Below are 15,879 nucleotides of genomic sequence, written 5' to 3'. Positions count from 1 at the left end.
CGGAAAGAACAACGGGAAACGCGCGGACCGCTTTCCAGCGAAACCCGCGCGCCCCATTTTTTCAACTTGGACCGACCCGGTCCGTACTCCGTTCTTGCTCACTCGTGCGGCTTCAAGAGATCCTTGATGGAAGTCTTGGCCGTGTGGTCGTTGCTGGCGTAGCCGGCGCCAGGCTTGCTCAGATCCGAGGTGAGATCCGTGCTCGCACCAGCCGGCTTGTTCTGGTTGCCACCAGATCCGCTAACCGTCTTGAGGACGTTCAGCAGGTCCGACGACACCGAAGTCGCCGCAAGGCCGATCAGGTTGCGGACCGACGCATGGCCGCCGGAACCGCCGCCGCCATCAGTCGAGCCGGACTGCAGGAATTGCGCCGTGTCCTTGAGCCCGAGCGTATTGGCCGTGACGTTGGCTTTGTGACCAGGGCCGTTTTCGGCATTGTTATTGTTCCCGGAACCGCCAGGTGCATCCTGATCTCCATTGCCAAAGCCGTTATTGCCATGACCACCAGTACCACCACCGTCCGAACCGGTTCCTCCGGTCGGGCCTGTCGGACCTTGCGAGCCTGTTGCACCAGTCGCACCCGTGGCACCAGTCGAGCCGGTAGCTCCGGTTGAGCCGGTCGCACCAGTCGAGCCGGTCGCTCCAGTCGAGCCGGTTGCACCTGTCGCTCCGGTATCACCAGTCGCACCCGTGGCTCCGGTTGCTCCGGTATCGCCAGTTGCACCCGTGGCCCCGGTCGCACCAGTCGCTCCGGTATCACCTGTGGCCCCAGTCGAGCCGGTAGCTCCGGTTGAGCCGGTCGCACCAGTCGAGCCGGTCGCACCAGTCGAGCCGGTTGCCCCGGTCGCACCGGTATCGCCAGTTGCACCCGTGGCTCCGGTAGCACCAGTCGCTCCGGTCGATCCGGTTGCTCCGGTCGAGCCGGTTGCCCCGGTCGCGCCAGTCGCACCGGTTGCACCGGTCGAGCCAGTCGCACCGGTTGCCCCGGTCGAACCGGTTGCGCCGGTCGAGCCTGTCGCTCCGGTCGAGCCAGTGGCGCCGGTCGAGCCAGTCGCACCGGTCGAACCAGTAGCACCGGTCGAGCCAGTCGCACCAGTCGAGCCAGTCGCACCGGTCGAACCAGTAGCACCGGTCGAGCCAGTCGCACCAGTCGAGCCAGTCGAACCGGTTGCTCCGGTCGCGCCAGTTGCCCCGGTCGATCCGGTTGCCCCGGTCGATCCGGTTGCTCCGGTCGCGCCAGTCGCTCCGGTCGCGCCAGTTGCTCCGGTCGCGCCCGTTGCCCCGGTCGAGCCGGTTGCTCCGGTCGAGCCGGTCGCTCCGGTCGCGCCCGTTGCCCCGGTCGAGCCGGTCGCTCCGGTTGCCCCGGTCGCGCCCGTTGCCCCGGTCGCGCCAGTCGCCCCGGTTGCCCCGGTCGAGCCAGTCGCACCGGTCGAGCCCGTAGCGCCGGTCGAGCCAGTCGCACCGGTTGCACCGGTCGAACCGGTTGCCCCGGTCGATCCTGTCGCTCCGGTCGAACCTGTAGCGCCGGTCGAGCCGGTTGCGCCGGTCGAGCCGGTTGCCCCGGTCGAGCCTGTTGCTCCGGTCGAACCAGTGGCGCCAGTCGATCCTGTCGCTCCGGTCGAACCAGTGGCTCCGGTCGAGCCTGTTGCGCCGGTCGAACCCGTTGCACCAGTCGCACCTGTCGAGCCAGTCGCACCTGTCGAGCCAGTTGCGCCGGTCGAACCCGTTGCACCCGTCGAGCCGGTCGAACCAGTCGCTCCGGTCGAGCCGGTTGCCCCGGTCGAACCAGTGGCGCCGGTCGAACCAGTGGCGCCGGTCGAGCCTGTTGCACCCGTCGATCCGGTTGCCCCGGTCGAACCCGTTGCCCCCGTCGAGCCGGTTGCTCCGGTCGAGCCCGTTGCTCCGGTCGAACCAGTAGCGCCGGTCGAGCCTGTTGCACCCGTCGATCCGGTTGCCCCGGTCGAACCAGTTGCTCCAGTCGATCCGGTTGCTCCGGTCGAGCCTGTTGCGCCTGTCGAACCAGTTGCCCCGGTCGAGCCTGTCGCACCGGTCGAGCCCGTGGCACCGGTCGAGCCCGTGGCACCAGTCGAGCCGGTTGCTCCGGTCGAACCGGTGGCACCAGTCGAGCCCGTGGCACCGGTCGAGCCGGTTGCTCCGGTAGAGCCAGTTGCACCGGTCGAGCCGGTCGCACCGGTCGAGCCAGTTGCACCGGTCGAGCCGGTCGCACCGGTAGAGCCGGTCGCACCGGTCGCACCGGTCGAGCCCGTGGCACCAGTCGAGCCGGTTGCTCCGGTCGAACCGGTGGCACCAGTCGAGCCAGTTGCACCGGTCGAGCCGGTCGCACCAGTCGAGCCGGTCGCACCGGTCGAGCCCGTGGCACCAGTCGAGCCGGTTGTTCCGGTCGAACCGGTGGCACCAGTCGAGCCAGTTGCACCGGTCGAGCCCGTTGCCCCGGTCGATCCGGTTGCTCCGGTAGAGCCAGTGGCGCCGGTCGAACCCGTTGCACCCGTCGAGCCTGTTGCTCCGGTAGAGCCGGTCGCGCCGGTCGAGCCAGTCGCACCGGTCGAGCCAGTTGCTCCGGTAGAGCCCGTTGCCCCGGTCGATCCGGTTGCTCCGGTCGAGCCAGTGGCGCCGGTCGAACCCGTTGCACCCGTCGAGCCTGTTGCTCCGGTCGAGCCGGTTGCCCCGGTCGAACCGGTCGCACCGGTCGATCCAGTTGCGCCGGTCGAGCCTGTTGCGCCGGTCGAGCCAGTCGCACCGGTTGAGCCCGTTGCCCCGGTCGAACCAGTGGCGCCGGTCGAGCCCGTTGCCCCGGTCGATCCGGTTGCTCCGGTCGAGCCAGTGGCGCCAGTCGCTCCGGTCGAGCCAGTCGCACCGGTCGAGCCAGTGGCACCGGTCGAGCCAGTGGCACCGGTCGAGCCGGTTGCCCCGGTTGCCCCGGTTGAGCCGGTTGCCCCGGTCGAACCAGTAGCGCCGGTCGACCCAGTCGCACCAGTTGAGCCAGTCGCTCCGGTCGAGCCCGTGGCACCGGTCGAGCCAGTCGCTCCAGTCGAGCCGGTTGCGCCGGTCGAGCCTGTGGCACCAGTTGAGCCGGTCGCTCCGGTCGAGCCCGTCGCACCAGTTGAGCCCGTGGCACCGGTCGAGCCAGTCGCCCCGGTTGAGCCGGTCGCACCTGTATCGCCGGTTGCTCCAGTCGAGCCCGTCGCGCCTGTAGAACCAGTTGCGCCGGTCGAGCCTGTTGCACCGGTCGAGCCAGTCGCTCCGGTGTCGCCGGTCGCACCTGTGGCTCCAGTTGCACCAGTCGAGCCGGTTGCTCCCGTATCCCCTGTGGCACCTGTGGCTCCAGTCGACCCGGTTGCGCCGGTATCACCCGTGGCGCCAGTAGAGCCGGTCGCGCCAGTCGAGCCGGTTGCACCGCTCGCTCCGGTCGCGCCGGTCGAACCTGTGGCGCCGGACGAACCTGTGGCACCCGTATCGCCGGTCGCACCTGTGGCTCCGGTCGCGCCGGTTGCACCGCTCGCTCCGGTCGCGCCGGTCGAACCCGTGGCGCCAGTCGAGCCGGTTGCACCGCTCGCTCCGGTCGCGCCGGTCGAACCCGTGGCGCCGGTCGAGCCAGTCGCACCCGATGAGCCGGTCGCGCCAGTAGAGCCTGTGGCCCCAGTCGCACCCGTGGCGCCGGTCGAGCCAGTCGCACCCGACGAGCCACTCGCGCCAGTAGAGCCCGTGGCTCCTGTCGCGCCCGTGGCTCCGGTTGCACCCGTTGCGCCGGTCGAGCCCGTTGCGCCGGTAGCACCCGTGGCTCCGGTCGGGCCCGCGGGGCCAGTCGCCCCCGGGGTGCCAGCACTGGCGACAGTTAGGGTGCCACCAGAAAAGTGATTGCCATCATTGCCCGGCCCGAATTCGTTGATAGGCGTGGTGTCGAAATGATAAGTCGGCGGGTTGGTCAGTTGGAGGCCATTGCCCGGATTGTTGTCGGCGTCGACAGGAGTAAGTGTACCGTACAGGTCGAATCCACTATCGTAAATTAAATAGGTATGAGTAACGTCTGGAACTGTAATAGTTGCGGAAAAAGTTGGGACTTTTCCGTTGCTTCCAGATGGAAGGTTAAAGCTACCGACGACTGTGTCGTCGGTATTAAGGGTCGTACCATTTGTGTCGACAAGGTAGTACGTGTTAATATTGTTTCCGTTACCAGTAGCTATAAGTCCAGCAAGTGTCAGATCGCCCGATGTTGCAAGCACGCCGGTGTAACTTGCCACACCATGCGAAGTCAGCGGCGGCAAAGGCGCGGAGGCTCCAGCCTGTGCGGATAATTCCCAGATGCCGCCCAAAGCCGCTGCGCCGACCAGCGATGCCGATGCGCGGACGTCCGCGCCGACGGCCTCTTCCAGCGCAGCCACGAAGGTCTCGCCAGCATTCCCCAAAGCCGTCTCGCAGCTCCACAGTCGCAGTTCGCCATCCGCGGCAAGCGCGCTGCCGATCGCGGCAAGATCCTCAGCCGCTTCCTTCAGCGTGGCGACCGACCATTCTCCCGCGGTGAAGCTAACCCGGCCAGGCGCGCCATGCGCCAAGACGTGCACCGCGTCGAGCCCATCGTGCCGCGAGAGCGCGGCGGCAATCTGCCGTGCCGCCGGTCGGCGGCCGTCCAGCACTATTGCCTGGACTTCGGGTCGCAAGTTGCCAAGAACTGTCTGGAGGTCGGAGACTGATGGATCGACAAAAAGAAATTCAGAGGCGCGGGCCATGTCTGGCTCCTGTTGGCTTCGAATTCAGTTCAAGGGAAAACCGCCCATCGGCTTGGCCGGCGAGCGGTCGCGGTAAGGACAAGGCGATTGGGCGGTCATCTTCCGGACGGGCCGACGGCGTCGTCGGGACGTGCAACAGTGGGGCTCTCTACGCGGAGGAAGCTGCAGGTCTGGAAAGTCCCGCCATCGTCAAACGTGCCAATCGCAAATGAACCGGCCGCGGCCGGAACCTTGACGGTGACAGCGACGGCGAGGCTTCGCTTGACAGCCTTGGGAAGAATGACCTGACCGACGATTGCGCTCTTGGCCGTGTCGACGATAAAATAAGGCACATTTTCGGTCGTGTCGCCGATCGGCAAGACGCCTCTAACGGCAACTTCCATGACCGCAAACCCTGTTATGTAGCTCATCTAATCCTCCTTGGTCAGCGGCGACCGTGCCGCCCCGTCAATTTCCATTTGCTGCTGAGTGCCCGCGGCCCGACGAGCTCGCCGGCATCGGGTGCTTGAGTTGAATGCGACAGTGCATCGATGAAATTCGTTGCGGCCGCGCCCGAACCCGCCGCGCGGCTCCACAGCAGCCCGCCAAAGCCGGCCGGCGTGCCCGGTCGATCGACGCGAGATCGACCTCGTCGTCCTGCCTCGGGTTTCGGAAGATCGTGCCAAGATCGGATGCCGAGGCATCAACGAAAAAGAGTTCGGAAGCGCGGCGCCGAGGCGCGCCGGTCGGCCCGTCCGCGCAATCGGCTCTGACGCCTCCTGCACGGCGCTTACGGTGCGCACGCGACACAACCAGATTCACAACCCACTCCCGTTACCGTGACGCTGACGTCTCGGCGATAACTCTCGAGGGAAGGGGCAGCCGTCCGCCTCCAAAGCGGAGATTTAGGCACAACTTAAAAGTGGCGCGCCCAAGGACGCACCCTCCAAACTGCCAAACGGCCCTGATAACCCAGACCCTCTAACTCAACTCCCTGAGAGGCTTTCGCGGAATTTCAGGCACGCGGCCGTCCAATCCAGAGGCGCCCCTCGGTACAGCATTTTAGTAAATTCTAAAATTAGTAAGTTGTAAACTATTAATTAAGTAACTTCTAAATTAGCTGCAAACAGGATAACGGCGTTCGAGCAATACCGGCGGGCCAGATGGAAAAAATCGTTCTGAAAATCATATACTTAACAGTCCCGCCTCGAATCAAGCCGGCATCAGCCTTCAGTTCAAGGTCCGCGTCGTCCATGCAAACGCACCGACTATGGCGCGTACAGACGATGTCGGACAGGTTGGCAACGTGTCGGCGGATGTGGATGTCTCAACCTTGACGGCAGCCTGCAAATGGCGGCGGAATGCACAGCCTAAACCGGACGGAGCGGTAAATGCCGGCGGTTGCAGTTCGAACACGATCCTTTCACGATAGTGGTTGCCGCGCATGCCGCCGCGACGGCAGGCTGCTAACCACGATGGATAAGGTTAAGCGCGGTTTCCAGAGGACGACCTGCACGATCCGTGAGAAGGAATGATCGGACTTTAGGAATATAGGCTGTTCCGGCGGCCGGACCGGCAAAAGGGTGGCGACTGCGGGGGGGAATGTATGAGCGATCGAAGCCTGTCAAATCCGCATCGAAGCGGATCCCGCAAGGCGAGGCGGCACGCCAACCGTCCCCATCACCAACAGTCATGTTGAGGGCCGATGGAGCACGAATGACAAACGGCAAGCGGCTCTGCCTCAACATGATCGTCAAAAACGAGATGGCGAACCTTCAACGCTGTCTCGGGGCGGTTGTCGACCACATCGACTGCTGGGTCATCGGCGATACCGGCTCGACCGACGGGACCCAGGATTTCATCAAATCGTTCTTCGCTGCCCGCAACCTGCCGGGCGAGTTGCACGAATTCCCATTCCACAATTTCGAGCAGGCGCGCAACGCGGCACTCGATCACGCCTATGCCTCGCCTCTCGCCTACGACTATCTGCTGTTTGACGACGCCGACATGGAACTGATGGTCGAGGACGCAGGCTTCCGCGAGCGGCTCGACAGTTCGGGCTACCGGCTGCTTCAGCGGTCGGATTCGGGCCTCGCCTATTGGAACACGCGCCTGGTCAGGCGCGACGCCGGCGCGCGCTACCACGGCGTGACCCACGAATATCTCGACGTGCCCGAGGGCGTGCAGGAACTGCGCGGTGCCTGGTACAAGGACCACGCCAGCGGATCGAACCGCGTCGACAAATTCGAACGTGATGCGAAGCTTCTGCTGGCGGCCCTCGAAAAGGATCCGGAAAATCAGCGCTACTGGTTCTACCTGGCGCAATCCTATCGCGATGCCGGGCGGACGGCGGAGGCCGCGGTGGCCTACGCCAAACGCGCCGCCATGGGCGGCTGGGACGAGGAGGCGTGGAACGCCCGCCTGCAAGGGGCTCGCTGCCTGCGCAAACTCGGCGACGAGCCCGGCTTCATTGAGCAGGCGCTTGCCGCCTTCAATCAACGACCGCAACGTGCCGAGCCGCTCTATGACCTGGCCAGGTTCTACCGCGACAAGGGGATGAACCACACCAGCGTGCTGTTCTCCGAAGCGGGGCTGGCGATCAAGCGACCGGAGCAGGACATCCTGTTTATCGAGGATTACATCTATACAACGGGCCTGATGGAGGAGTTTGCGATCGCGGCAAACTATGCCCGCGATCCCGTGCGCAAGGACCGTGGTTTCGCAGCCTGCAACTGGCTGGCGCTGAACCGGACAATCGACGACGGACCGAGGGAGCTGGCGTGGTCCAACCTGTTCTTCTATGTGCAGCCCGCCAAGACAATGATGCCGTCCTTCAGCGCGCGTCCGGTCGGCTTCGAGGCGCCCGATGGCTACCGGTCGTCAAACCCGTCAGTGGCTCGATTGGGCGACCAGATCGTGCTCTTGCAGCGGACGGTTAACTACACCCTGGCCGAAGACAACCTCCAATACGACACGCCGGGCGGAGCTCCGGTTCACACGCGCAATTTCCTGCTCCGATTGAGCGATGAACTTGCCATTCAGTCCGCAAGCGAGATTTTGCCGCCGGTTGACATGCCGGACCCCGCTAATGGCCGGGTTCTCGGATTCGAGGACTTGCGCCTGTTCGCTTGGCGCGATGCGCTGTGGGGTGTCTCCTGCGTACGCGAGCTGACAGAGGAGGGCTGGTGCGAGCAGGTCGTCGCGCGCATCGACGAGAGTGGCGCCTGCCGGCTGGCTGACTGGCGCGTGCTCCATCCGGCAGGGCCGCGTGTGCACGAGAAGAACTGGATGCCGCAAGTCAAGCCAGGCACGGCGAAGGCAGGGGCAGAGACGCTGCAGTTCATCTACCTCTGCGACCCCACCCGGATTGTGGACGAGCAGGGCTCGACTCTCAGCGAGACTTCTCCCGCGATTGCCGCCCAGAGTTTCAGGGGTGGAACCCAGCTGATCGCATTCGCCGGCGGATGGCTCGCCTTGATTCATGAAGTCCAGTGGCGGACCGCGGAGAAGCGGCGTTATTACCTGCACCGGTTCGTCTGGTTCGATGAAGCCAACGCCTTGCGAAAAGTAAGTCGTCCATTCTTCTTCGACAAAAAGGGCGTCGAGTTCGCCGCCGGGCTGGCGTGGCACCCCGACGAAAGGCGTTTGCTGATATCCTACAGCGTCACCGACAGCGAGTCCTGGATCGCGACCGTCGACGAGGCGGAGGTGAGGTCGCAGCTGGAGGATGTGAATGGCCTGCCATCGGGTGTGGCTGATAAAGCGTCGAGGCTGACGCCGGCCGGTGGGCACAGCAGCCCGCCAACGAAAACAGGGATCAAGCCTAGCCGTGCTGAAGACGATGGGGCCATGGGTGATGCCAGCCAGACGGCGTCGGAAAGCAAGGACCTCGGCGCCAGCGGCATCAAGTCGACAGACGAAATCTTTCATGAGCTAGCGCCGTTTCTGCGCGACGTCGATTCTCCGCTGCAACGACGGGAAGGATCGCGCCAGTTCGACGCACGGATTTCCCATTTCCTCGGCAGCAACGACACGGCACTTCCGCAGATCAACTGCTTCTACCAGGTGATGTCCGACAAGGCCGAGCATCGCACCTTGATTGCGGCCACGACGTCGATGCGGGCGGCAGGGCATCCGGTGCGGGTATGGAGCTACGCACCGGAGAAGCTTGCGTTCCTCGTCGCGCATGGGGTCGAAGTCCGCAATGCCGATGACGTCATGCCGCGGGCCTTGTTCGAGCGGATCGTCGCCGGCTCCGAGATCAGGTATTTCAGCGATATCTTCCGCTACGCCCTGCTCTATGAGCATGGCGGGCTATGGATGGATTCAGACGTCATCCTGCTGCGGCCGTTCCCGTTTCGCGGCGATCATTTCTTCAATCTGCAATGGCGCGGATCGCACAAAGGCCATTTTGTTTGCGGCAATGTCATCTATGCCAGGCCCTACAGCAGTCATCTCAGGGCGCTGTATGAGTTGTCGATCTCGCGCTTCCATGACGCCAGCGGCAAGGAGTTCGGAGACATCGGCCCCAAGCTGCTGTCGGACTACATTGCCTCCGATGCGGGAGCCGAACTGCGAGAATGGGTGTTCAGCCCGATGTTCTTCAACACCATCGATTGGAATGAGATCGACCGGTTCGAGAAGCCGATAACGGAATTGGCCGACTATCTGAACGACGAGAGGGTGTTCGGCATCCACCTGTGGACGGCGCGCAACGACGCCCGGCCGGGCGGCGAAGGGGCGCCGCTGATCTCGTCGCTGGTCAGCCCGCTCGACAGCCTGCCTAGCTTCACCAGTCTCGCCGACCGCTTCAACACCGACAAGAACCGGCATACCGGCAACCGTCACTGCTACGCGAGGATCTACGATCGCCTGCTGTCGTCCCGGCGCTTGTCCATGCAGCGGCTGATGGAGATCGGCCTGTGCCGTGGTTTGGCCGAGGGCAACCAGACCGAGACCCCATCCGTGTCGCTTTGGCAAAGCTATTTTCCGTTCTGCCAGGTGATCGGTGTCGACCTGACGGATTTTTCGCAGTTCAACAATGAACGGTTCAAGTCGTTTGTCGGTGACCAATCCAAGCTGGACGATCTGCGCGGCGTCGCTGCAAAGCTAGAACTGGGATCGCTCGACGTGATCATCGACGACGGCAGCCACGCCTCGTTCGATGAGCAGTTGACGCTGCGCGAGTTCTTCCCGCTGCTCGCCGAAGACGGCTGGTATTTTCTCGAAGACCTCGACTGGCAGCCGCCCGGCGAGGATGCAGGCAAGATCACGCTGACCAAGACCCTGCTGCGCGAAATCAAGGAGCATGGCACGGCCCGCTCGGTCGATCCGCTGGGGGTGAGCGCGATTGCCGGGCAGTTCGCCGAGATCCTGTTCTTCGACAGCCACTATGAGTTGAACCGGGCGAGGCTGATGGGCGGCCTCGTGGCCATACGAAAGCGCGCAGAAACAGGGCATCTTCGGTAAAAATCGCAGCGAGAACCCTCGTTGCCGCATCGGACCAAATTGAATGTTTGAGAATTCGAACGATATTCAGCTCCTGTCCGTCCCGCCTGACCCAAGGCGCTATCTGATTCTGATACGAGCCGGATCGAAGCGCCGCCCCTCCTTTTTTTCCGAGATTCCGCAAGAGAAGCGCCAGTACGACCTCGCCGTAAACTACTACGCCACGCCCCACCCGGATGATATTCTTCGAAATAGGGCCGAAATTGTTTTTGCCGGCGGCCAATCAAAAATGCATGGCGCTAAACGGTTCTTTGAGGTTACAGGCCTTCATTACATCTACGAGGGAGTCTTATTCCTTGATGACGATATAGAAATTCTCTTCAATCCTGATGCGTTTTTTACCATTTGCGATGAGTATTCGCTTGATCTCGCCCAACCCGCCTTGACCCCGGATTGTATCGACGCGATTGGGCTGACGCGCGAGCATCCTGGCCTCAAGCTCCGGACCACGAATTGGGTCGAGGTCATGGCCCCGTTCTTCAGGCGCGCGTTCCTAAAGGAGATGCTTCATTCCTTCGACCTATCGATCTCGGGATGGGGACTCGATCTATATTGGGGTCATCACCTCGCGGATCGCTGGACTGCCGGTATCGTCGACGAATTTCTGATGCGCCATACCCAAGTAAGCAATCACGATACGGGTGCATTTTACTCATATCTTCGCTCGATCGGTATCGACCCCTATGAAGAGATGAAGTCAATTCTTACCATGATTGATACCAATCCATATATCGCTAGGCCAATACGTTTTGTCTACCGCACGTACTCCTTTCGCGCATAGATTCTATGGAAGGTTTCGGGTGAAAGTCGCCGTCTACACCATTGCGTTGAACGAGGCCGCAAACGCGGAGCGCTGGGCCAACTCGGCCGTCGACGCCGATTATCGCATTGTCGCCGACACCGGCAGCACCGATGACACGGTGGCGCGGCTGACTGCAGCCGGCGTCACCGTGCACAGGATAGCGGTCCGTCCGTGGCGTTTCGACGATGCCCGTAACGCCGCCATGGCACTGATCCCATCCGATGTCGATGTCTGCTGCACGATGGACATGGACCGGTTCCTCGAACCCGGCTGGCGGCCGAAGCTCGAAGCGGCCTGGACCCCCGAGACGACAGCCCTTTATTGCCAGACCATCTACAGATCGAATGTCGATGACCCGACGCCGCTGCGAAGCTGGCCAGCGAAAAACTTTCATCATCGCTGGGGATATCGCTTCAGGCGGCCAGTCCACGAAGCCCTGGTCTTCACTGGAGAAACGGAAGTCGCCGCGAACAGCAGCGACATCGTCATGTTCGAGGTACAGGATCTCGCCAAGCCAACGAGGAGCAGCTACCTGCCGCTGATGGAGGTGGCACACAAGGAAGACCCCGACGACGCGCAGATTTGTTTCTGGCTAGGGCGGGACTTGATGTGGGCGAACCAGCAAGAGCGGGCCGTCCAACTGCTTGAGCGCTACCTTGCATTGCCGACAAGCAAGTGGGCGGAAGAACGCTCCGAGGCGATGCGCTACATCGCGCGCATGCGGCCGGAGCAGAAATTGTCCTGGCTGGACAAGGCCAGGATGGAAGCGCCGCACCGGCGCGAGATCTGGCTCGATCTCGCAGAGGAATTCCATGGCAAGGCCGACTGGCTGAACCTGTTCTGGACCTGCACCAATGGGATCGAGAAGACACACCGCACCGGGAGCTACCTGGACGACGCGAACTGCTGGGGGTTTCGATTGTATGATCTCGGTGCGATCGCGTCGTGGCGCCTCAATGCCATGGACCGGGCGGTCGAATGGGGGCGAACAGCTCTTGAACTCGATACGGGGAACCAGCGGCTCAAAGACAACCTCGATTTCTTCATCCGGCGGCAGGAAGAATTGCGGGCCGGCGCATGAACGAGGTTTCGCTCAAACCAGCCCAATTGTTCACAGCGTTCGGCACCGTGCTTTTTGTCGATGCGGCCTCAGGCGAACTACGCCATGGTCCGACAGAGAGCAGCCCGGCCAACGTGCTGTTCGAACCAGACAAAAATTTGCCAGGACACTTTCGGTGGGGGCGCTTGGTTCATGCTGCTGACGGCTCGTCAGAACCCATCGATTGCTATCCTGATATCTGTCTATCCGCCTCCCGGTCGCAACACGAGAACCGGCCATCTGGTTCAACAACGCTCGAATTGATCCCTCTCGAACGTGGTCTGCTGACGCTAAAATCTGGTGGGTTTTTTCTGTCGGCTATACCAGACGGACAGATGATGCTCAGGGCACCTGTTTGCAGTACCTGGGAATTGTTTATTGCTTCGGAGAATTGGTGCACCGAAGTCAGTGCTGGACTAAAAGGCGCATGGCGCACCGCGGAGGATGAATACGATAAGGCCAGAATACAAAACCACATTGTTCATCCGGCTCTAAGAGCAAAGTCGAATAGGCGGCCAAACTGCGCCAGGCTGTTGATATACGGATATACAAAATGGTCACACGGCAGGGTCTATTATGACGTCGCATGCCAGCTTAATGACAGAGGTTTTGTCGTCGATATAATCGATTGGCAGCAGGATAACGGTATTTATTTCGATAGCGTACGAGATTATTACGATTTGTACCTAACTGCCCTCGATGGCGTATCGACCTTGGTCGACAGATATAAAATTCCCTTCGATAAGATAATCGCGATATCGCACCATGAGTTCGATATCCGTATGCTGGTCGAACAGAAGGGTTCTGGCGTTTTCGACAGATTTGCCAGTTATGGCGTCGTTAGTGAATCAGTATATTCGGCATCGATTATGCTGGGTATACCTCGATCGCCAAAGGTAGCATCGCTCGGCATTGACTATGAAAGTTTTTTCAGCGCTTTGCCGGAAAGGCTAGCGACAGTTGGCTACGCCACATCGATGTCTGTAAAGACTTTCGGCGTTGAGTGGAAACGCGGCGACCTCGCAGAGGCGGCAGCGCGTGAGGCCGGCTTGGCATTCAAGGTGGCAGGTTCCACGGCAAATCAGATTTCATTTCACGACATGCCGAACTTCTATCGAAGCGTCGACGCTGTGGTGTCAAGTTCCGTGAATGAATCCGGCCCGTTGTCGGTCATGGAGGGGGCGGCTGCCGGAAGGCTCGTGATAGGCACGCCGGTGGGTCACTTTCCCCAGAAGGCCTATCTAGGCGGCGGCATCATCGCGCCCATCGAGCCCGACAAATTCAAGGCTTTCACTAGCGCCACACTCCGCTACTACAAGGAAAATCCCGCTGCCTTTGCCGAGAAATGTCATCTAATCCGGGAGGCTGCGCGGAAATTCGATTGGCAATATATGATCGATGACTGGGTCAATTTGATTCAAGCGGCCTATTCTTCGAGATATAGTACCCATGCCGCGCCTCGGCTGGAAATGAGCAATCTTAAATCGCGCTCTTTCCGCAAAGCCGTCATCTGCGATATCGGCTGGCTAACGTCCTATCTTGCCTACGAGCACTTCTATCTGGTTCGACTGTTGAACGAAGATCATGGGTTTGATATCATAGATTCAAAGTCGACGGACTTTGCATCCGAAAGCACTATAGAGCGATTGAACTCATATTCGGCCCTCCTGATTGCTTACCAGGGTAATATATCGATATCTCTCGATGCTATTTCAGCACTTAAATTTCTGAAAATAGACGACCTTGTGAGCTACAATGCAGATTATGATACGTTGCTGCGTTCCCTTGTGGCTTCATCAGATGTCGTCATAAGCCCATATGCGTACGAATTTCAGAACTACTTCGCCCATGGCGCAGTGGAATGGGTTCCATATTCGTCAGCGCTGGAAGGCTGCAAGGGCTTTGAGCGTGTTGTGTTTAATGAAAGCCCGATTGCTAAGGTGCTCGTATCAGGAAGCATCGCGGCGGATCGACCTCTGAGGAAATATGCGGTCGGCCTCGACACCAGCAAGGTGGCCGTATTGGATCACCCGGGTTACGGAGGAAAGTACAACGACGATAGTCAAGCTATTGTCAGAACACGATACTACGAAGAGCTCTCGAAATATCTTTGCTGCTTTTGCGATGGTCATTCGTATCGTTATATTCATCTCAAGAATTTCGAGATAGCGTCGACGGGATCCTTGCTGTTGGCCGATCGCCTCATTGAAAAGGAGATGAACGAACTGGGTTTCTTGGATCACGAAACATGTATTTTTGCTGCAAGAGAAGATTTTCTGGAAAAGGTGGACTGGATCCTGGACGAACAAAATCGACCAGCTGTGGACAAAATTAGAAAGGCTGGAATGCAGCTTGTAAGAGAGCGGCATATGACGCGACATCGTGCGCTACAGATCAACAATCTGGTCAATTCGTGCCTAGCGAATATCGGCTTTGAGGGAAGTGCTGTGCTATCGACGAACTCGCATTCCACGAAATCGGATTAGATGTATGGGGGAATGCCCAATACATCAGTGATCAGATGAAATTTACGCCTCGCTCGCTCCGAGAGCGCGATGACTCTATCTCGTCTCTTCGTAAACAGCGCATCAAACTCGACAGCATCACCATCGAAATTCGGTACCTGCCTAACCTGCCGTAGTGCGAAGCCGAATTCTCCCAACATGTTGACAATGTCGCCGATTAGTTTCTGCCCTCTATATATTGGTACGAAGTGTGTCTCCAGTTCTATGGCCAGACAGGACTCGAGAAGGTGTCCAAATCCGACCAGAACTTCGTACTCAAAACCTTGCACATCGATTTTTATGACGTCCGGAGAGGGCGCAGCCTGCATCCGGAATAACTCGTCGTATCGAACGCATTCGACGTCTTGCTTATCAATTGTACGGAAGATCGGTCCAATAGAATAGTGCTGCAAGATTTCGAAGTTCGGCTCCCTTAAGGATGAGCAGCCCGACGCTGCCGCAATATGTAGTTTCTGAATGCCAGCGGCATGCGCTAGCGCCTTTTCTACAACCTGTGCGCCTGGGATACGGCTGAGGGTTTGCCTAACCAGTGCTGCCTCCGAGCGTATGGGCTCGAACACCACCGGTGTGATCTGTTCAGCTTTCAGCATCCACTTGAGTTGCAGCCCCTCTTGGCCGCCGACGTCGACCAGCGTGATGCGCTCCTCTGCTGGTGTGCGGGACAATTCACTATGTGCGTCAAACGTCTCAACTAACACGCTCATAAGGCCGAACTGCTCGCGTCCAGTGCCAGAATAGACAGGCTGGTGGTTATTGGAGCAGCCAATTGACAATGTTGGATGGAAGCTGAGAAATGTCACGTCGACATCGAACAAGTCGGCAGAAATTCTATTGACAGAGAAATCTTTACTAATCCCACCGTTAACTATGGTGCCGTCGGCGTATATCTCTGCGACGTCCAAATTACCATAGTGATGGATGTAGAAATTGGCGACAGTATTAGCGTAGAATTTAATGCGACACGTCAGTCTGACAATTCTGAATAGAAAAGCCGAATCATACAAACGCAAGAGATGCCAGCTGTGTTTTTCCGTATCTGATACAACAAGAACGTCGTCTTCTAGCCGGACTGACATCTCGTGCGCCACCTGCCAACTTGACAAAGTTTCTCCGCTGTACATTTTCGAAAAGATAGCCTCGCCCACTCCTGATGCCCTATCTGCTCACTGAGCCTTTTCCATTGGTGGATTATCATGGTAGTTAATTTGCGATCGGTCGGAC

Annotated in this window: 7 protein-coding genes; 4 read left to right on the top strand and 3 right to left on the bottom strand. The window is 60.0% G+C overall.

What is annotated here, in order from left to right:
* Positions 1–98: 98 nt before the first annotated feature.
* Both AC56QX_RS32285 and AC56QX_RS32280 read right to left on the bottom strand, forming a co-directional pair.
* Complete coding sequence (locus tag AC56QX_RS32285; protein WP_497112593.1) at positions 99–4,745, bottom strand: DUF4347 domain-containing protein; 4,647 nt, start codon at positions 4,743–4,745, stop codon at positions 99–101.
* Between the two features lie 95 nt (positions 4,746–4,840).
* Positions 4,841–5,128: a hypothetical protein gene (locus AC56QX_RS32280; RefSeq protein ID WP_497112592.1), complete on the bottom strand. Its 288-nt coding sequence runs from the start codon at positions 5,126–5,128 to the stop codon at positions 4,841–4,843.
* Positions 5,129–6,440: 1,312 nt separating this feature from the next.
* On the opposite strand from AC56QX_RS32280, the gene AC56QX_RS32275 reads away from it, so the two are divergent.
* The 4 genes from AC56QX_RS32275 to AC56QX_RS32260 are packed head-to-tail and all read left to right on the top strand — an operon-like array spanning position 6,441 to position 14,619.
* On the top strand, positions 6,441–10,193 hold the full coding sequence (locus tag AC56QX_RS32275) for a glycosyltransferase (RefSeq protein ID WP_497112591.1): 3,753 nt from the start codon (positions 6,441–6,443) through the stop codon (positions 10,191–10,193).
* A gap of 43 nt (positions 10,194–10,236) precedes the next feature.
* Complete coding sequence (locus AC56QX_RS32270) at positions 10,237–11,013, top strand: DUF707 domain-containing protein (RefSeq protein ID WP_497112590.1); 777 nt, start codon at positions 10,237–10,239, stop codon at positions 11,011–11,013.
* Between the two features lie 19 nt (positions 11,014–11,032).
* A complete protein-coding gene (locus AC56QX_RS32265) occupies positions 11,033–12,115 on the top strand; it encodes a glycosyltransferase (RefSeq protein ID WP_497112589.1) in 1,083 nt (360 codons plus the stop codon).
* On the top strand, positions 12,112–14,619 hold the full coding sequence (locus tag AC56QX_RS32260) for a glycosyltransferase (protein WP_497112588.1): 2,508 nt from the start codon (positions 12,112–12,114) through the stop codon (positions 14,617–14,619). Before AC56QX_RS32265 ends, AC56QX_RS32260 begins: the two co-directional genes overlap by 4 nt.
* On the opposite strand, the gene AC56QX_RS32255 is transcribed toward AC56QX_RS32260, so the two are convergent.
* On the bottom strand, positions 14,616–15,803 hold the full coding sequence (locus AC56QX_RS32255) for an FkbM family methyltransferase (RefSeq protein WP_497112587.1): 1,188 nt from the start codon (positions 15,801–15,803) through the stop codon (positions 14,616–14,618). The two genes, AC56QX_RS32260 and AC56QX_RS32255, sit on opposite strands and share 4 nt — an antisense overlap.
* Positions 15,804–15,879: the final 76 nt, after the last annotated feature.

The organism is Mesorhizobium sp. RCAM 06353, assembly GCF_059683585.1.
This window is presented reverse-complemented; position numbering and strand designations above follow the sequence as displayed.

Excerpts from the sequence above, each read along its gene's own strand:
- AC56QX_RS32285 (WP_497112593.1), bottom strand. The coding sequence starts at position 4,745 with ATGGCCCGCGCCTCTGAATTTCTTTTTGTCGATCCATCAGTCTCCGAC.
- AC56QX_RS32280 (WP_497112592.1), bottom strand. The coding sequence starts at position 5,128 with ATGGAAGTTGCCGTTAGAGGCGTCTTGCCGATCGGCGACACGACCGAA.
- AC56QX_RS32275 (WP_497112591.1), top strand. The coding sequence starts at position 6,441 with ATGACAAACGGCAAGCGGCTCTGCCTCAACATGATCGTCAAAAACGAG.
- AC56QX_RS32270 (WP_497112590.1), top strand. The coding sequence starts at position 10,237 with ATGTTTGAGAATTCGAACGATATTCAGCTCCTGTCCGTCCCGCCTGAC.
- AC56QX_RS32260 (WP_497112588.1), top strand. The coding sequence starts at position 12,112 with ATGAACGAGGTTTCGCTCAAACCAGCCCAATTGTTCACAGCGTTCGGC.